Here is a 16745-nt window from a genome sequence, read left to right on the forward strand (position 1 = left end):
CGCCCCGGCATCGCGAGGACGTAACAACGAGGACGCACGGCACGTCAATACGAACCCTTGGAGCGATCATGACGAACCCAGCATCAGCTTCCGATACCCAACACCCTTCGCACGACGCGCCCGCCACGGCCAGGCCGGGCGCAGCCAGCGGCGCCGCGAGCACCGCCAGCGCTACGAGCAGCGTCACGAGCAGCGCCAGCCCCGCGGCCAGCGCCGGCACCCATGGCGCTACGAGCACCCCGAGCACCCCAAGCACTACGCGCGCCGCCGCCGCCGCGCACCGGGGCAAATCCGGCGACCAGCCGTTCTTCGATCCGGTCGCATACGGCAACGGCCCGGACGACTCGGTCACCGACACCACCGAGAGCGCCGCGATCACCCATCACTCGGTGACGATCGGCGGGCACAAGATCAATTACACCGCGACCGCCGGCCATCTGGTGATCGTCGATCCGAGCAGCTCGCAACCCGACGCGCGGATGTTCTACGTCGCCTTCACGCAGGACCACCAGAAAGAGGAAACCCGGCCGTTGACGTTTTTCTATAACGGCGGGCCGGGGTCGTCATCGGTGTTCGTGCTGCTCGGCTCGTTCGCGCCGCGCCGCATCAAGACCTCGATGCCGAACTTCACGCCGCCCGCGCCGTATTCGATGGAAGACAACCCGGACAGCCTGCTCGACAGGAGCGACCTGGTGTTCATCAACCCGGTCGGCACCGGCTATTCGGCGGCGATCGCGCCGAAGAAGAATCGCGATTTCTGGGGCGTCGATCAGGACGCCGATTCGATCAAGCAGTTCATCAAGCGTTTTCTGACCAAAAACAATCGCTGGAACTCGCCGAAGTATCTGTTCGGCGAGTCGTACGGCACCGCGCGCAGCTGCGTGCTCGCATACCGGCTGCACGAGGACGGCGTCGATCTGAACGGTATCACGCTGCAATCGTCGATTCTCGACTACACGCAGGCCGGCAATCCGGTCGGCGCGCTGCCCACCGCGGCGGCGGACGCGTGGTATCACAAGAAGCTCGGCGTCGCGCCGCGGCCGACCGATCTCGGCGCGTTCGCCGAGGAAGTCGCGCAGTTCGCGCGCACCGATTACCTGGCCGCGCTGCGCAAATTCCCGACCACGGATTCTTCGACCGTCGAGAAACTGAGCGAATACACCGGCATCGACAAGACCACGCTGCTCGCGTGGAGCCTCGATATCGCCGGCTACGACAGCCGCGGCAACTCGCTGTTTCTGACCACGCTGCTGAAGTCGCAGGGTCTGGCGCTCGGCGAGTACGACGGCCGTGTGACCGCGATCGAGACCGGCATCGCCGGCAAGATCGATCCGAACTCCGGCGGCAACGATCCGACGATGACCGCGGTCACCGGCGTCTACACGACGATGTGGAACGTGTATCTGAACGAGCAGCTGAAGTACACATCGAACTCGGCGTTCACCGACCTGAACGACCAGGCGTTCAAGTACTGGGATTTCGGCCATATCGATCCGACCGGCGCGCAGAAGGGCGTCGACTCGAAGGGCAACATCATCCTGTACACGGCCGGCGACCTCGCCGCGGTGATGGCGCTCAATCCCGACCTGAAGGTGCTGTCGGCGAACGGCTTTTACGATTTCGTCACGCCGTTCTATCAGACCGTGCTCGATCTGCAGCAGATGCCGCTGCTCAGTCAGCAGGTGCGGCAGAACCTGTCCGCGCGCTTCTATCCGTCGGGCCACATGATCTATCTGGACGGCGGGTCGCGCACCGCGTTGAAGGCCGATCTCGCGCATCTGTACGAAAAGACGGTGAGCGATACGCAAGCGCTCGGCCGGATCCGCGCGTTGCAGGCAAGGGTCGCGAAGTAGCGGGGCGGCGGGTGGCACCAGCGGCATGGGCGGCCGCGGCAAAGGCGACGCGCAAGCGCCATAAGCCGCTGGCCGCGCCGCGCACGGCACTTCCCGAGCGCGGCTTTTCGCGCTACCCATATTGAATGTGTTTTAATTGCCCTGCGAATTGAACTACCGCGCGCCGCCGCCGGCGCGCCAACCGATGAACGCAGGCATCGCCGACCCGCATCCCGACGCTGTTTCCAGCGATCCTTTCCCCAGCAGTGACGCAGCCAGTCCGGCGCCGTTCGCGCGCGAGCGCGGCCGGCGCCGTGGCGCTCGCACGCGGCCGCGCGCGTGGCTGCGGGTCGGCGTGACCGCGCTGCTCGCGCTGCAAATCGGCGACGCCGCCGCGCAGCTGAGCGGGATGCTCGACGAGCGCGTCACGCAGGAATCGGTCGGCGAGACGATCTGCCGCCCCGGTTATGCGCGCACGGTCGCGCCGCCGTTCGACGAACTGATGGCGCAGAAGGACCGGATGCTCGCCGAGCGCGGTATCGATGCCGATGAAGGCGCCGGCCTCGCGCTCGATCGACGGGTGCCGATCATGCTCGGCGGCTCGCCGGACGCGCCCGCCAATCTCGATCTGCTGCCGTGGGCGGGTCCGCAGGGCGAGCGTCGCAAGGCGCGCGCGGCGGCGATGCTCAAACGCTGCGTCTGCGACGGCCAGTTGAGCCTCGCGCAGGCGCAAGCGGCGATCGCCGGCAACTGGTCCGCGGTGTACGGCGGCTTCGGCCGCGCGTCTTGCGACCTCAGCCGGCTCGACGTCGCCACCGGCGGCGATCAGGTCGACGGCGACGAGCGTCAGCGCGGCGAGCCGCAGGCGCGCACGCGCTAGACGCGGTAGTTCGCAGTCCGCTGTCCTTAATTTTTTCGGAGAAACACCATGACCTATTCCCGTTTTGCCGCTCTCGCGCTGACGCTCGGCGGCCTGTGCGGCAGCGCCGCCGCGCTGGCCGCCGTGCCGGCGTTGCCCGCGCACTGCGCGCCGGCCGATACGCTGGAGATTCGCGGCGACGTGCCCGCGGCGATCAGCTTCGACGTGTACGAGCAACTGCGCCCGCTGAGCGCGCGCCGCATCGCGCTGTTCCAGGCGGCCGGCGAAGTGAAACCTCTGCGCGACGGCCAGCCGGTCTGCCAGATCACCGACGACGGCGTCGACGATCCGTCCGCGGTGCTGGTCCGTCTGCCGCGCGGCAGCAATGCATGGTGGGTCAGCGCGGCGAACGTGCAAGCGGCGGACTGATCCGCACGCGCCGGCCGGGCATGCGCAGTGCTCGATCAGCAGATGTTTTTCGAGAGATGACGCAGCTGATTCGGGTACAGTGCATTGACGCAGACGTCGCGCCAATCGCTATGACACGGTGCCGCGGCGTTCGCGGAGTCGCAGGTGGCAATCCTGACAACAGGACGAAATTCGCAAAGGAGATTGGAATAATGGCCTTCTATCTGTCATTGCTCGCTGTGGGACTCGCCGGCGCGACCGGCGCCGTTGCGCTTCGCGCGTTCGCCGCCGCCCAGGCAAAGCAGCGCAGCGCGCTGCGACCGGTGCGGATCGAGCGCGCCGCCGATCGAGCGGGCCGCGCCGGGTGGCGAGGGTAGGCCGTATGAACCTGACCGTGCGCAATATCGCCGAATCGTGCAGCGAACAGGAGGTGCGGGAGTTCCTGACGCGCGAACTCGGCCATTACGCGAAAAACGTCGAGGTGGTGGACGCCGGCACGCCCGGCGCCTACGCGACGGTCGAACTGGATGCGGATGTGCCGTATGTCGGCGACGTGATCGCGCGGCAGATTCAGGGCAAGCAGCTGGGCGGGCAGCCGCTCGAAGCGAGCGCCGATCTGTTTACCGACGAACCGCCGCCCGACGCGAGCTAGGCACTCGCACAGGCCGGAAGTTTTCCAGGGCGGTGGCGATACGCGATTCACGCGCGTATCGCCACCGCCCTGATTCGTTTACGGCGCGCGCCGTTGTGGCGGCGGCGACGACACGCGCCCGCGTGCAGTCGCGATCTTTTCCAGCGTTGCCGGGCTGCCTTTTATTTCTTGTCCGAGCGCGTCGGCCAGTCGAACGGCGTATACGGCAGCGCCCGTTTGTGACGCGTCGCGTTGTAAAACTGCAGGATCACGTCGCGCGCGGTCTCGCTGACCGGCTTGCCTTCGAGGAAATCGTCGATCGCGTCGTACGGGATTCCATACGCGTCTTCGTCCGGGCGCAGCGGGCGCAGCATTTCGAGGTCGGCGGTCGGCACCTTGTGGGTCAATGCGTCGGGTGCGCCGAGCGTGTGCGCAAGAGCCCGCACGCGGCGCTTGCTGAGGCCGGCGAGCGGCAGCACGTCGGCGCCGCCGTCGCCGAACTTGGTGAAGAAGCCCATCACCGATTCGGCCGCGTGGTCCGTGCCGATCACGACGCCCACGCGCGCGCCGGCCACCGCGTATTGCGCGATCATCCGCTGGCGTGCCTTGATATTGCCGTGCACGAAATCGCGCTGCGCCGCGTCCCTGAACGGCACGCCGCTTTGTTCGAGCGACGCGAGCATCGCGTCGGCGGCGGGGCGGATATCGATCGTCAGATTTTCGTCGGCGCGGATAAATCCCAAGGCCTGCTGTGCATCGGCTTCGTCGCGTTGTTCGCCATAGGGCAGGCGCACCGCGACGAAGCGCGCATCGTACTGCGCGGCGCGCAGACGTTCGACCGCCAGTTGCGCGAGACGTCCGGCCGTCGTCGAATCGACGCCGCCGCTAATGCCGAGTACATAAGTCGCGAGGCCGCTGGCGCGCAGATAGTTCGCCAGAAAATCGACCCGGCGCTCGATCTCGCGCTGCGCGTCGAATTGGCCGGCGACGTGTAGTTCGGCTGCAATGGCGGCCTGTCGGGCGAGCGGATCGGATTGGGTCATGGTGCGTCTCTCTCCTCGCGGAAATGGAATTGGAAGCGTAATTGAAAGCGGCTTGAAACCGGTTTAAAGCGATTTGCATGGCGAGCGACGCGCCGGCTCTGGAGACGGTTGCGATCGCATTGAATCGCGTCGGCAAACGGCGGATCGCTGCCGATATGCGGGAAGCGCGGAATCGTCGGGTATGACGGCGAGCCTGAGCCTTTGACTGTCTTTGCATTGATCGACATGCGTCGGTGTGCTGAGTAATATCGTCGTGCCGGGCGCAGCAGGGACCCGGCGGGCATTCAATAATAATCACGTTTGCTGTGATACGCGATGAGCTACCTGGATCGGCCTCTCCAGCCTGGATCGAATCGCCTGAGTTTCGTCGCGCGAGTGAGTCGGCGCGGGGTGACGGGCATGCTGTCGATACGCGGCGTGCCGCGCAGGATTCGTCGCGCGGGTGGCCTGGTGAACGTGCCGGGGCCGGTCGGCGCGACCTTATGTGCATGGGGCTGCGCGCTGGTTTGCGCATTGTCGGGCGCGGGCGCGTTGGCGGCGCCGCTTGATACGGCGGCGTCGGCGTCGGCGTCGGCGTCGGCGTCGGCGTCGGTCGGAAAGGCGGCGGCGCCGATGCGGGCCTCAGCACCCAACCTTGCCTCCGCGTCAAAACCAATCGCTGCGCCGTCTTCGGCCTCGTCGCTCAAACGCGCTTCCAACCCGAATCCCGCCTCCGCAGCAGTCGCTATTAACCGTCCATCGGCCGTGCTCGACGGATCCGCCGTCGCGGTGCCCGACGCGGCCGGCGTCGTCGATCCGCAGCGCGCTTTTCTACTGCGCGACGTGTTCGCGCGCGACGTAAACCGCCGGCTCAAGGTGCCGGCCGCCGAACAGCGCGCGTATGCCGCGCGCTTGCAGGCGGCGCTCGATGCGCACGAACTCGGCAGCCTGTCGGGCGAATACGTGGTGCTGGTCGATCGCAACGCCAACGTGCAGGCAGTGTTCATCTACTTTCGCGCGGTCCCGGCCGACAACTGGCAGATGATCGGCGCGGCGCCGGTGTCGACCGGACGGCCCGGCGAATACGATCACTTCATCACGCCGCTGGGCGTATTCGAACACACGCCCGACAACATGGATTTCCGCTCTGAGGGCACACAGAACGAAAACCATATTCGCGGCTATGGGCGGCGCGACATGCGCATCTTCGATCTCGGCTGGGCCGACGGCGAGCGCGGCTGGGGCAAAGGCGGCGTCTCGCAGATGCGCTTCCAGATGCATGCGACCGACCCGGACCGCCTCGAAGCGGTGCTCGGCATCCGTCACTCGAAGGGCTGCGTGCGGATTCCCGCGACGCTGAACACGTTTATCGATCACTACGGGATTCTCGACGCCGAATACGCGCAACTGGTCGACGCGGGCCAATCGCTTTGGGTGCTGAAAAGCGATCGACGGATTCTGCCGTGGGCGGGGCGCTATATCGTCGTCGTCGATTCGCAGCGCAAGGGCCGGCCGGCGTGGGCGCCGGCGCCGGGCTCGGCCGCGCGCGCGAAGATGCCGGCCAGGGCGGACACGGCGGATTGACGGTGGACTAGCAGCGGCTGGACTACAACTCGACTGCAACTCGACTGCGGCGTGACGCAGGCCCGGTTACGGCTCGACGGCCTATTAACGCCCCTCTCCGGCATCGACGCGCAAGTCCGCCCCGCGTCGCCCACCGTCACGACCTTGCCAGCAACACCCCGGCCAACGCGAGCACGAAGCCGGCGATCTGCACCGGCAGCAAGGTCTCGCCGAAGCCGAGATAGCCTTCGAGCGCGGCCAGCGGCGGCGCGAGAAACAGCAGCGCGGTCGCGCGCGACGCGTCGCCGCGCCGGACCATCCACACCAGCAGCGTCACGCTGATCCCCGACAGCATCACGACACCCCAACCGAGCGATACCCACAGCGTCGGCGAAGCGATCCAGCGATGCTCGCCGAGCGCGAGCGCCAGCAGCGCGGCGACGACGGCGGCCCCCAGGTTCTGCACCGCGCTCGCGCTACGAATATCGGCCTTCGCGAGCGAAGTCTTCTGGAACAGCGTGCCCGCGGTGATCGCGCCGACCGCCAGAATCGACACCAGCACGACCAGCCACGCGGGCGCGTTGCCGTGTGTCGGCGGCGTTGCGGCGGCGAGCTTCGGCGCGAGCACCAGCACGACGCCGGCGAGGCCGAGCGCCATCCCGCTCCAGCCGCGCCGCGACAGCCGCTCGCCGAACAGCGGCGCGGCGACGGCGGCGGTCGCCAGCGGTTGCAGCGCGCCGAGCAGCGCCATCACGCCGGCGCTCAGGCCCTGCGCGACGGCCCAGTAGCCGGCGCCGAGATAGACGCCCTGCAACAGCGCGCCCGCGGCCAGATGCTTGCCGAGATTGCGTCCGCTCGGCCACGCGGCGCGCGCGAGCAGCGCGGCCAGCGTGAAGATCAGCGCGGTGCCGCCGAAGCGGGCCAGCAGAAACAGATTGGGATCGGCGTAAGGCGTGATCGCGCGGGCGACCACGAAGCCGGTCGACCACAGCACGACGAAGACGGCGGCGAGGAAAGAGGCGAGCATCGAAACGGACGGTGTGAAAAAGCCGTCATGATGGCGAGCGCAGCGGCGCGCGTCTTGTTCGAAGCTGCAATGCGCGGCCCGGCGTGGTTGCGGCCGTCACGTCACGTCAAGTTTCGTCACGTCAGCCGATCAGCAGCATCATGCCGACGCCCAGCACGCCGCCGCAGATCACGCAGCCCCACAGCAGCCAGCGGGTGCGCCGGTATTCGCGTACGAGTTCGGCGAGCAGTTGCGCGTTCTGCTGCGGCGTGCGTCCGCTCTCGTGCTTCTGTTGCAGGTAGCGCACCGCGAGTTGCGGCACGCGCGGCAGCATGTGCGCGAGATGCGGCAACTCGCGCGAGATGCGCTTGATCCAGCCGCGATGATCGATGTCGCGCCGCGCGATGCCGGCCAGCACGTCGCGCGTGATGTTCCATGTATCGACGCCCGGATGCAGGGCGCGCGCGAGCGTCTCCGCCTGCTGGAACGAGCGCTGCGCGGTCGCGAGGCGAGCGGACACGCAGCCGTCGAACGGCTGCACGCCGTGCAGCAGATGATGAAACAGCGAGCCCGCCGAGCGGTCCGGCGGCGCGGCCGCGAAATGCGCTTCGGCGCGCGTGCGCAACTCGGCTTCGAGCATTTCGGGGCGGGTGTCGTGCGGCACGTGGCCGGCGTCGCGATGCATGTCGGCGAGCCGCGCGTAGTCCTGCTCGAACAGCGCGCTCGCGCCGTGCACGAAGAACTCGCGCTCGCCGGTCGACAGCGTCGACATGATCGAAAATTCCGCCAGCACCAGCCGCCCGAGCGTGTCCGGTTCGACGCTGACGCGCACCCGGCGCGCATCGAGCGTCGCGTGGAAAAAGCCGTGCTCGAAGGCCTGCTCGGTGACCACTTCGACGATATGCGCGGCGAGCGGCGCGAGCTTGATGTGATGCGCATGCAGCCCGGCGAGGTCGCTCGCCGGCAGCGTGTTGATGCGCTGCATCGTCAGCGTGTGCTCGGTGCACAGCTCCCAGATCACGTCCGGAATCACGATGCGCGGATCGGCGTCGAAATGGTGGCCGCTCTGGCTCAGGTTGGCCGCTTCGGCGCGCAGGTCGAAGCGACGCTGGATATCGTCGGTGAAGCTTTGCGCGAGTGCGCGCAAGCGCAGGCGGCGGGCAGTGCGCGAGAGCTTTTCGAGCCAGCGCGCAACCCAGCGCAGCAGCGCGAGTTCGTCGCCGAGTTGCTGCAATTGTTGCGCGCGCACCAGTTTGATCGCGACTTCGTGGTGGCCTTTGAGCGGCGCCGCGAGCCGCGCGAAATGGGTCTGCTCGGCAAAGCCGCTGCGCACCGGCACGAGATCGACCGCGCTGAACAGTTCGCCGAGCGGCCGGCCGAACGCGCGCGTCAACGCCAGCGCCGACTCGTCCGGCGGCAGCGGTTCCTCCATGTGATCGAGCGCGTCGAGCGCGTCGTGCAGCGTGCCGCTCGCGAGTTCGGGACGCTCGGCGAGCGTCTGCGCGAAGCGGCTCGCGAGCGGGCCGAGCGCCGGCAGCATCGCGTGCAGTTGCGCGCCGCTGCGCCCGGACGCGTGCACGCGGCCGATCAGCTCGATGATCCAGTGGAGTTTGTGGTCGGGCGGAGCGGCGAGCCAGATCAGGCGCGCGCCGTAACGCAGCGCATGGAACAGCAGTCGGAGACGGCGAAACAGTGGCGGCATCGTGGTTCGGTTGACGGCGAAGCGAAGTGCGCGGAACGCGGCCGGGCAGCGCGCGGCTGCCCGGCCGGCCCGCCGAGCCCGTCAAGGTTAGCAGGTCGGCGGGTTCGCGTGCAGTGCGGACTGGCCCGGCGCGTCGACGGTGATCGCCGACCATGCGTAATACAATACGCCGGCCTTTTTTCAACGACGAAACCCCAGCGTGCCGGCTTCCGGCCTCGACAGATGCTTGCAGAACAACGTCATCAATACATCCTCGCGCAAGTTGCCAAAAACGGCGCGCTCTCGGTTGCCGAACTGGTGCGCGAACTGAACGTGTCGCGCGAGACGATCCGGCGCGATCTGAACGCGCTGGCCGGCCGCGGCCTGCTCGTGACGACGCACGGCGGCGCGTTGTCGAACGATCGGCGCGAGCCCGATCTCGACACCCGCGAAGCCGAGAACGCCAGCGCCAAGCGCGCGATCGGCGAGCGCGCGGCCGAGTTCGTGCCGGACGGCGCATCGCTGATCATCGACTCGGGCAGCACCACCCAGGCGGTCGCGCGGGCGCTGCTCGACCGCCATCGGCTGACGGTCTACACCAACGACTGGCGCATCGCGCTGCTGCTCGGCCGCCGCAACGACAATCGCGTGACGCTGCTCGGCGGCGAGCTGTCCGATATCGAGGACGCGACCTTCGGTCTCGACACCGTCCATCAACTCACCCAGTATCACGCGGACTTCGCGTTCATCGGCGCGGGCGGGATTTCGCCGGACGGCTATCTGACCGACTACAGCCGGATGGCCGCCGAGGTGCGCAGCCGGATGATCGCCGCGGCCGACACGGTGGTGATCGTCGCCGATCATTCGAAGTTCGGCCGGGTGACGCCCGTGCGCATCAACGGCATCGAGTCCGCGCGTTACCTCGTCACCGAACTGGCGCCGGAGCGCGCGCTCGGCAAGGCGATCAGCGCGCACGGGCCGGAGATTCTGATCGCGTGACAAAGGGCGGGGCGCGTGGCTTTACGCGATCCCCGCAAGCATCGCTTCATCCCGACGCGTTCGACTCCCACGCCGCGCGTCTTCCCCCATTCCGCACACTCCCACCCTCTGCGCAAGTTGGCCTGATTTGGCAAATTGTGGTTATTTTTGCAGTTTGTCGCACCCGTCACGGCCTTGTCATCGAAACCTGTGATTCTTGCCGGGCCCGTTCAGGCGCGGCATGCAGCGCGAATCTCACCAGCCGGCTGTCGGTCAGGCTGAAAGAGAAGCGGCCAGCTTGTCGGCAATCTGCAATTCACGACAGAGCGGCACGGCAACGGCCCCATGCGCAACGCGCAAGCGCCGCGTGCCGCCATTCGATCACTACATAGGTATGGGGTTACCCCGACCGTCTGGTTTATTGCGTTTCGGAGAGTGCGACATGACAAAGACGAATTCCCGCCACCGCGCGGCCGGCCTCGCGCGCAAACTGCTGCCGGCGCTTGTCGCCGCGGCCGCTTTCGGCGGCACCGCGATTCAGGCGCAGGCGGCCCAGGCGGTCGTGCTGTACACCGCCGACGGCCTCGAAAATCTCTACAAGGACGTGCTGCCGGCCTTCGAGAAGAAGGAAGGCGTGAAGGTCAATATCGTCACCGCCGGCAGCGGCGAAGTGGTGAACCGCGCGACCATCGAAAAGGATCAGCCGAAGGCCGACGTGCTGGTCACGCTGCCGCCGTTCATCCAGCAGGCCGACCAGAACGGTCTGCTGCAGGCGTACCAGAGCGCGAACTACCAGAACGTGCCGGCGATCGCGAAGGCGCCGAACGGCGCGTGGGCGACCTTCGTGAACAACTATTTCTCGTTCGCGATCAACCCGGAAGTCACGAAGACCCAGCCGAAGACGTTCGCCGATCTGCTGCATCCGGACTACAGCGGCAAGGTCGCGTACTCGAACCCGGCGACCGCAGGCGACGGCATGGCCGTGATCATCCTGACCTCGTCGCTGATGGGCGAGGACAAGGCGTTCGATTATCTGAAGAAGCTCGAACAGGGCGCGAAATTCCACACCAAGGGCACCGGCTATCTCGACGTGCTGCTGTCGCGTAACGAAATCGCGTTTGCCAACGGCGACCTGCAGATGGACCTCGACGACGCGGCCAACGGCGGCCTGTCGCTGAAGCCGGTGTTCCTCGCGGCCGACGCCGGCGGCCAGCCGACCACGTTCCAGCTGCCGTACGCAATCGCGCTGATCAAGAACGGCCCGAACCAGGCCGAGGGCAAGAAGCTGATCGATTACCTGATGTCGACCGACGTGCAATCGAGGGTGCCGGACATTTTCGGCATTCCGGGCCGTAGCGACGTGCCGCTCGCCGGCAAGAACGGCGAGACGGTCAAGCAGTCGATCGCCGGCGTGAAGCTGATTCCGGTCGACTGGAACCACGTGATGGCGAAGAAGGCCGACTGGACCACGCGCTGGAAAAACGACGTGATCGGTTCGTCGGGCAAGCAGACCGAAGTGGTCAAGCCGAAGTAAGCGGCCGAAGCCGCCGGACCCGATGCCGGCGCTGCCGCGGCCTAACCGCGGCGGCGCCGCATTCGCTTTAAACCTGTTGGAGGACGACCCCCGGTGAATACCGCCAGCCTCGCTCACCCCCATGCGCCTGGCGCCGCACTGGATACGCCCGATGCCGAGCGTGCCGCCGCGCCGGGCGGCGTGCAGATCGATCACCTGACGGTGCGCTTCGGCGCGCGCACGGTGCTCGACGATCTGTCGCTGACGATTCAGCGCGGCGAGCTGCTCACCGTGCTCGGCCGCAGCGGTTGCGGCAAGACCACGTTGCTGCGCTTCATCGCGGGCTTCATCGAAGCGGACGGTCTGGCCGGCACGCTGACTGTGGCCGGCCACGATCTGACCCACGTGCCGCCGCACAAGCGCAATCTCGGTCTGCTGTTCCAGAGCTATGCGCTGTTTCCGCATCTGTCGGTGTTCGAGAACGTCGCGTTCGGTTTGCGCGCGCGCCGCATTCCTGCACGCGATGTCGCGCGGCGGGTCGCCGATGCGCTGAAGCTCGTGCAACTCGGCGACGCCGGTCACGTGATGCCCGCGCAATTGTCGGGTGGCATGCAGCAGCGCGTCGCGCTCGCCCGCGCGCTGGTGATCGAGCCCGACGTGCTGCTGCTCGACGAACCGCTGTCCGCGCTCGATGCCAATCTGCGCGCGTCGGTGCGCTCCGAACTGAAGGCGCTGCATGAGCGGTTGCCGAATCTGACGATCGTCTGCGTGACGCACGATCAGGACGACGCGCTGGTGCTGTCGGACCGCACGCTGCTGATGCGCGACGGCCGCATCGCGCAGCTCGGCACGCCGCAGCAGCTGTACGACACGCCGGCCGACGGCTTTGTCGCGCGTTATCTGGGCGCGGCCAATCTGCTGCCGCCGCAGGTCGCGTTCGGGATGGACGACGCGCGTCACAACGAACGGGAGCGGGTCGCCTGCCTGCGGCCGGAGGCGCTGCGCATCGTGCCGCTCGGCGAAGGGCAGTTGCATGGCGCGATTGCCTCGGTCGAGTGGTATGGCGCGGTGGTGTCGGTATCGGTCGTGCTCGACGCGCTGCCGAACGAGCCGGTGCTGGTCACGCTGCAGCGCGGCCACGGGATGGCGCCGGAAAAGGGCGCGCGTGTTTCCCTGCGTTACGAGGCTGACGATGTCGTCCTTATCAAGCCCTGACGCGCAGAAGCCGCTTGGCCTCGGCGCGATCGATGCCGGCGCGGTTGGCGTAGCAGCCGTCGCTTTCGAAGCCGAGGCTGCCGCGCGGCGGCAGGCGAGCGCCGCCGCCCATACGGTCGCGGTGAAGCGGCGCGAACGCGTCGCGCAATCGCATCTGCTGTTTATCGCGGTAGTCGTGCTCGGGCCGCTTGTCATCTATCCGCTGGTGCGGCTCGTGATGCTGAGCCTTACCGACGCGCACGGCCTGTCGATCCACGCGTACACGACGTTCTTCGGCAATCCCGAGACGCGCGGCGTGATCGGCACCACGCTGTGGATCCTGTTCGCGAGCGCGAGTCTGGCGTCGCTGCTCGGCGTCGCGCTTGCGTCGCTGCTGTTCTTCAAGCCGTTCCCGGGCGCGCGGATGGTCACGCGCTTTCTGGAACTGTTCGTCGCGTTCCCGTCGTTTCTGGTCGCGTTCACGCTGATCTTTCTGTACGGCTCGCAGGGCTCGGTCAGCATCGGCTTGCAGCGGCTGTTCAATCTGCAGGAGCCGCCGCTCAACTTTCTGTTCGGGATCGGCGGGGTGATTCTCGCGGAAGTGGTGTTCTACACGCCGTTCGTCGTGCGGCCCACGTTGGCTTCGTTCGCGCTGCTCGACCGGCGGCTGATCGAAGCCGCGCGAAGCCTCGGTGCGAACGGTCTGATGGTCGCGTTTCGCGTGATTCTGCCGCTCGCGTGGCCCGGTATCGCGGCCGGCACGATCCTGTGTTTTCTGCTGACCTTGAACGAGTTCGGGATTCTGCTGGTGCTCGGCAGCGCGCATCTGATTACGCTGCCGGTCGCGATCTACAGCGCCGCGACCGTCGATCTCGATCTGCCGACCGCCGCCGCCGGCGCGGTCGTGATGCTGCTGATGTCGTTGTCGCTGTATGCGCTGTACCGGCGCGTCAATCGACGCAACCTGAAAGGAGCCCGGTGATGGCCGCCGATCTCGATCCGGCCGTGCTGCCGGTGATGCACAAGAAGGGCCGGCCGGTGCGTCACAGTCTCGCGGTGCGGCTGTGCGGCAGTCTGTTTCTCGGCTTCGCCGCGCTGCTGTGCTTCTGGCTGTTCGTGCTGCCGGTGCTGGTGGTCGCGTTATCGAGCGTCGCCGCGCACTGGTCCGGCACGATCCTGCCCGACGGCTTCAGCATGCGCTGGTTCGAACGCCTCGGTTCGAGCGACTTCGATGCGCTGACGACCAGCCTCGAAGTCGGTATGGGCGTCGCGGTTCTAGGCACCGTGCTTGGACTGTGGCTTGCACTCGCGCTCGAAGGGCGCGACCGCCGTGGTCTCGGCGCGCTCGTCGACACGCTCGCGATGATGCCCAACGGCGTGCCGAGCGTGGTGCTCGGTCTCGCGGTGCTGATCGCGTATCACAAGCGGCCGCTCGATCTGTCGAGTTCGGCGGCGATCGTCGTGTTCGTGCAGCTCGCGCTGGTGCTGCCGTTCTGCTACCGGTGCGCGGCCGCCGCGCTGCGTCCGGAGCTGACCGTGCTGCGGGAGGCGGCCGCGAGTCTGGGGGCGCCGCCGTCGATGGTGCTCCGCCGCGTAGTGCTGCCGCAACTCGTGCCGGCGATCCGCGCGAGTCTCGCGCTCGGCTTCGCGCTGTCGCTCGGTGAACTCGGCGCGACGCTGACCGTGTACCCGCCGGGTTTCGCGACGGTGCCGATCGTCGTGGTCGGGCAGGTGGAGCGTGGTTATTACCTGCCGGCTTCGGCGTTGTCGCTGATTCTGCTGCTGGTGTCGCTGGTCGCGCTGCTGTTGATCGCGGCGCGCGCGCCGCGGCGGCGGGTCGATTGAGCGGCGAGTGGGCCGGGCGCGCGCCGCTACTGTGGTGGCAACTCCGTCAAAGTGACCGAAAAGATGCACGCTGATTCTGTCGCTCCGCTCGATGTCCTGCGCCGCCATTCGCTGACGACGCTGGTGCGCGACGAGCTCGAGCGGCGGATCGTCGACGGCGCGCTCGCGCCCGGCGACAAGCTCAACGAAGCCGACTGGGCGGCGCGGCTGCGAGTGTCGCGCGGGCCGGTGCGCGAGGCGTTTCGCGCGCTCGAAACAGGCGGGGCTCGTGCGTACCGAGAAGCATCGCGGCGTGTTCGTGCGGACGGTGTCGCCGGCGGAGGCGGACGAGCTTTACGCGCTGCGCGCGGTGCTCGAAGAGGCGGCGTGCCGGATGCTGGCCGCGCGGATCGACGCGGCTCAGCTGGCCGGGCTGCGCGACTGGATCGAGACTATGCGCGCGGCGCTCGCGGTTGAGGATGTCGATGGGTACGCGCGCGCGAACGTCGCGTTTCACGACGCGCTGGTCGCGGCGGCGGGCAACGCGAAGCTGCTCGACATGTATCGACGGCTGGTCGGCGAGTTGAGTCTGTTCCGGCGGGCCGCGCTGATGGCGCAAGGCGATGCGATGGCGCGGTCGCTCGCCGAGCATCGCGCGATTCTGACGGCGCTGGCGTCGCGCGATGCTGAACAGGCCGCGGCGTTGATACGCGCGCATGTGTTGGGCGGTTTGCAGTGGGTGCGGGACGCGTGCGGGGCGGCGGGCGAGGCGGCGAATGCGGCGAATGCGGTGAGTGCGGTGAGTGCGGCGAATACGGCGAATACGGCGAATACGGCGAATACGGCGAATACGGCGAATACGGCGGAGAACCAGAAACGGCGGCGTGCCTGACCGGTTCCGCGTGGACGATGACGCTGTTGCGCGAGGAAGCTTGCGGAGCCGGAGTCGCCGCTCATCGCGCTCGATACGTCTCGAAGACGCCATCAGCATCAGGTTCGGCAATAGGGCGTCGTTCGGTTTGTTCGTCGGACGTGCGCACAAACTGGCAGGACGCGATCACGCGTCTGCTCAAGGAGCTGCGCGTGTGGGCGCGTTGGAAGCGGCGAGGTAACGGATCGAGCTGGCGCCGTTCGGCGGCATCAAGGATTCGGGCTCGACTTCAAGGAAGGCGTCCAGGAAGCGATGACGACCTTCTCATTACCGTGGGAGTGACGAACAGGTGGCATTGAGTCTGGACGATATTCGCGCGCTATTCGAGCGCCACGGCAAGCTCGCCTACAGCGGCGAGCCTGTGACGCAACTCGAGCACGCGCTGCAGAGCGGCGCGCTGGCCGAGGCCGAAGGCGCGAGCGATGAACTGGTCGCCGCGGCGTTTTTGCATGACCTCGGGCATCTGCTCAATCTGCAGGGGGAGACGCCGACGCAGCGAGGCATCGACGATCTGCACCAGTATTACGCGTTGCCGTTCCTGCGGCCGATGTTGCCGGACGCGGTCCTGGAGCCGATTCGCCTGCACGTCGACGCGAAGCGTTGCCTGTGCGCAATCGACGCGAGCTATTTCGACCAGCTGTCCGCCGACTCGGTGCGCAGCTTGCAGTTGCAGGGCGGCATTTTTACTAGCGAGGAAGCCGACGCGTTTCTGCGCAAACCGTACGCCGAGGATGCATTGCGTTTGCGTAGATGGGACGATCGCGCGAAGGAACAGGATCGCGCGACGCCGGATCTCGATCACTATCTGGCGATAGTGGAACGGACGATGCGCAGACACGCAACTGCCTGACTAGCGACATTTCCCCCCGGACCAGGCCCTTGTTCTGGCGCGGTTAATGCACGCCAAAATAACGCTTGCAAGCCCTCCTGCCAGCGACTAGAATCTCGCTCTTTCGTGCTCCGGACACCGGGGTACGGGGAAGCGGGAGAGCCTTAAGTGGTGCGGGCTTCAGCGACGTAGGCAGGTTAAGAAGTTGATAAAAACCTGTTGACGATTCGACGAAAGTTCTTCATAATCTCGCTTCTCTGCTGCTGATGCAGCAACGCAAACGAAGCAGCGCCAAGGCGCAGCGAGTTGAGCGAATCGATCTTTAAAAATTAACAGCCGATAAGTGTGGGCACTTGATGCGGAATGCAGTGGCGGATTCTTCGGAGTCTGCTGTATGGCAAAAGTATCAAAAGCCTCACACAGTATTAGAGGAAGGTTTGTCTGTCGAAAGACGGATTAATCATCGTCAGTACG

The 16745-nt window shown here is 66.8% G+C and carries 17 protein-coding genes and 1 pseudogene; 13 read left to right on the top strand and 5 right to left on the bottom strand.

Features of this window, described 5'->3' with window-relative positions; all coding sequences use genetic code 11:
• Window positions 1-68: 68 nt before the first annotated feature.
• From BTH42_RS25050 to BTH42_RS25065, 5 genes are all read left to right on the top strand, one after another.
• Complete coding sequence (locus BTH42_RS25050) at window positions 69-1853, top strand: S10 family peptidase (RefSeq protein ID WP_075303857.1); 1785 nt, start codon at window positions 69-71, stop codon at window positions 1851-1853.
• A gap of 184 nt (window positions 1854-2037) precedes the next feature.
• Window positions 2038-2712 (top strand): hypothetical protein, encoded by a 675-nt coding sequence (locus tag BTH42_RS25055; protein ID WP_075303875.1) that lies wholly within the window; start codon window positions 2038-2040, stop codon window positions 2710-2712.
• Between the two features lie 48 nt (window positions 2713-2760).
• Window positions 2761-3120 (top strand): hypothetical protein, encoded by a 360-nt coding sequence (locus BTH42_RS25060; RefSeq protein WP_075303858.1) that lies wholly within the window; start codon window positions 2761-2763, stop codon window positions 3118-3120.
• A 191-nt stretch (window positions 3121-3311) separates the two neighbouring features.
• Window positions 3312-3476, top strand: a complete 165-nt coding sequence (locus BTH42_RS35610) for a hypothetical protein (RefSeq protein WP_178392234.1) — start codon at window positions 3312-3314, stop codon at window positions 3474-3476.
• A gap of 5 nt (window positions 3477-3481) precedes the next feature.
• Window positions 3482-3751 carry a hypothetical protein gene (locus tag BTH42_RS25065; RefSeq protein ID WP_075303859.1) on the top strand — a complete coding sequence of 90 codons (270 nt, stop codon included), beginning with the start codon at window positions 3482-3484 and terminating at the stop codon, window positions 3749-3751.
• Window positions 3752-3912: 161 nt separating this feature from the next.
• On the opposite strand, the gene nadE is transcribed toward BTH42_RS25065, so the two are convergent.
• From nadE to BTH42_RS35615, 3 genes are all read right to left on the bottom strand, one after another.
• Window positions 3913-4773: an ammonia-dependent NAD(+) synthetase gene (nadE, locus tag BTH42_RS25070; protein ID WP_075303860.1), complete on the bottom strand. Its 861-nt coding sequence runs from the start codon at window positions 4771-4773 to the stop codon at window positions 3913-3915.
• Window positions 4770-5000 (bottom strand): hypothetical protein, encoded by a 231-nt coding sequence (locus tag BTH42_RS34985; RefSeq protein ID WP_143752198.1) that lies wholly within the window; start codon window positions 4998-5000, stop codon window positions 4770-4772. The genes nadE and BTH42_RS34985 overlap by 4 nt, the downstream gene beginning before the upstream one ends.
• A gap of 93 nt (window positions 5001-5093) precedes the next feature.
• Window positions 5094-5459, bottom strand: a complete 366-nt coding sequence (locus BTH42_RS35615; RefSeq protein ID WP_178392235.1) for a hypothetical protein — start codon at window positions 5457-5459, stop codon at window positions 5094-5096.
• Between BTH42_RS35615 and BTH42_RS25075 the strand changes: the two genes are divergently transcribed.
• A complete protein-coding gene (locus BTH42_RS25075; RefSeq protein ID WP_075303876.1) occupies window positions 5386-6336 on the top strand; it encodes a L,D-transpeptidase in 951 nt (316 codons plus the stop codon). The genes BTH42_RS35615 and BTH42_RS25075 overlap by 74 nt on opposite strands.
• Before the next feature lie 136 nt (window positions 6337-6472).
• Here BTH42_RS25075 and BTH42_RS25080 read toward each other — a convergent pair whose 3' ends face one another.
• Together BTH42_RS25080 and BTH42_RS25085 are read right to left on the bottom strand one after the other, a co-directional pair.
• Window positions 6473-7342 carry a DMT family transporter gene (locus BTH42_RS25080; RefSeq protein WP_075303861.1) on the bottom strand — a complete coding sequence of 290 codons (870 nt, stop codon included), beginning with the start codon at window positions 7340-7342 and terminating at the stop codon, window positions 6473-6475.
• A gap of 121 nt (window positions 7343-7463) precedes the next feature.
• On the bottom strand, window positions 7464-9023 hold the full coding sequence (locus BTH42_RS25085) for an AarF/ABC1/UbiB kinase family protein (protein ID WP_075303862.1): 1560 nt from the start codon (window positions 9021-9023) through the stop codon (window positions 7464-7466).
• Between the two features lie 222 nt (window positions 9024-9245).
• On the opposite strand from BTH42_RS25085, the gene BTH42_RS25090 reads away from it, so the two are divergent.
• The 7 genes and pseudogenes from BTH42_RS25090 (at window position 9246) to BTH42_RS25120 (ending at window position 16292) form a co-directional block, all read left to right on the top strand.
• Entirely contained in the window at window positions 9246-10001 is a 756-nt protein-coding gene (locus tag BTH42_RS25090) for a DeoR/GlpR family DNA-binding transcription regulator (RefSeq protein ID WP_075303863.1), read from the top strand.
• Window positions 10002-10422: 421 nt separating this feature from the next.
• Window positions 10423-11514, top strand: coding sequence for a 2-aminoethylphosphonate ABC transporter substrate-binding protein (gene phnS / locus BTH42_RS25095; protein WP_075303864.1), 1092 nt, complete (start codon window positions 10423-10425; stop codon window positions 11512-11514).
• Window positions 11515-11607: 93 nt separating this feature from the next.
• On the top strand, window positions 11608-12708 hold the full coding sequence (gene phnT, locus BTH42_RS25100; RefSeq protein WP_075303865.1) for a 2-aminoethylphosphonate ABC transport system ATP-binding subunit PhnT: 1101 nt from the start codon (window positions 11608-11610) through the stop codon (window positions 12706-12708).
• Window positions 12686-13669, top strand: a complete 984-nt coding sequence (locus BTH42_RS25105) for a 2-aminoethylphosphonate ABC transporter permease subunit (protein ID WP_075303866.1) — start codon at window positions 12686-12688, stop codon at window positions 13667-13669. The genes phnT and BTH42_RS25105 overlap by 23 nt, the downstream gene beginning before the upstream one ends.
• Complete coding sequence (gene phnV / locus BTH42_RS25110; protein WP_075303867.1) at window positions 13669-14532, top strand: 2-aminoethylphosphonate ABC transport system, membrane component PhnV; 864 nt, start codon at window positions 13669-13671, stop codon at window positions 14530-14532. The genes BTH42_RS25105 and phnV overlap by 1 nt, the downstream gene beginning before the upstream one ends.
• Before the next feature lie 51 nt (window positions 14533-14583).
• Window positions 14584-15403: pseudogene (locus tag BTH42_RS25115) on the top strand (phosphonate utilization associated transcriptional regulator).
• 328 nt (window positions 15404-15731) lie between these two features.
• Window positions 15732-16292, top strand: a complete 561-nt coding sequence (locus tag BTH42_RS25120; RefSeq protein ID WP_075303868.1) for a phosphonate degradation HD-domain oxygenase — start codon at window positions 15732-15734, stop codon at window positions 16290-16292.
• Window positions 16293-16745 lie beyond the last annotated feature (453 nt).

This window comes from Burkholderia sp. SRS-W-2-2016 (genome assembly GCF_001931485.1).
Lineage (GTDB): Bacteria > Pseudomonadota > Gammaproteobacteria > Burkholderiales > Burkholderiaceae > Paraburkholderia.

Coding starts and splice junctions, on each gene's coding strand:
- BTH42_RS25105 (WP_075303866.1), top strand. CDS start 12,686: ATGTCGTCCTTATCAAGCCCTGACGCGCAGAAGCCGCTTGGCCTCGGC.
- BTH42_RS34985 (WP_143752198.1), bottom strand. CDS start 5,000: ATGTCGATCAATGCAAAGACAGTCAAAGGCTCAGGCTCGCCGTCATAC.
- BTH42_RS25080 (WP_075303861.1), bottom strand. CDS start 7,342: ATGCTCGCCTCTTTCCTCGCCGCCGTCTTCGTCGTGCTGTGGTCGACC.
- BTH42_RS25085 (WP_075303862.1), bottom strand. CDS start 9,023: ATGCCGCCACTGTTTCGCCGTCTCCGACTGCTGTTCCATGCGCTGCGT.
- phnS (WP_075303864.1), top strand. CDS start 10,423: ATGACAAAGACGAATTCCCGCCACCGCGCGGCCGGCCTCGCGCGCAAA.
- BTH42_RS25060 (WP_075303858.1), top strand. CDS start 2,761: ATGACCTATTCCCGTTTTGCCGCTCTCGCGCTGACGCTCGGCGGCCTG.
- BTH42_RS25090 (WP_075303863.1), top strand. CDS start 9,246: ATGCTTGCAGAACAACGTCATCAATACATCCTCGCGCAAGTTGCCAAA.
- BTH42_RS35610 (WP_178392234.1), top strand. CDS start 3,312: ATGGCCTTCTATCTGTCATTGCTCGCTGTGGGACTCGCCGGCGCGACC.
- BTH42_RS25065 (WP_075303859.1), top strand. CDS start 3,482: ATGAACCTGACCGTGCGCAATATCGCCGAATCGTGCAGCGAACAGGAG.
- phnV (WP_075303867.1), top strand. CDS start 13,669: ATGGCCGCCGATCTCGATCCGGCCGTGCTGCCGGTGATGCACAAGAAG.
- nadE (WP_075303860.1), bottom strand. CDS start 4,773: ATGACCCAATCCGATCCGCTCGCCCGACAGGCCGCCATTGCAGCCGAA.
- BTH42_RS25075 (WP_075303876.1), top strand. CDS start 5,386: ATGCGGGCCTCAGCACCCAACCTTGCCTCCGCGTCAAAACCAATCGCT.
- BTH42_RS25050 (WP_075303857.1), top strand. CDS start 69: ATGACGAACCCAGCATCAGCTTCCGATACCCAACACCCTTCGCACGAC.
- BTH42_RS25055 (WP_075303875.1), top strand. CDS start 2,038: ATGAACGCAGGCATCGCCGACCCGCATCCCGACGCTGTTTCCAGCGAT.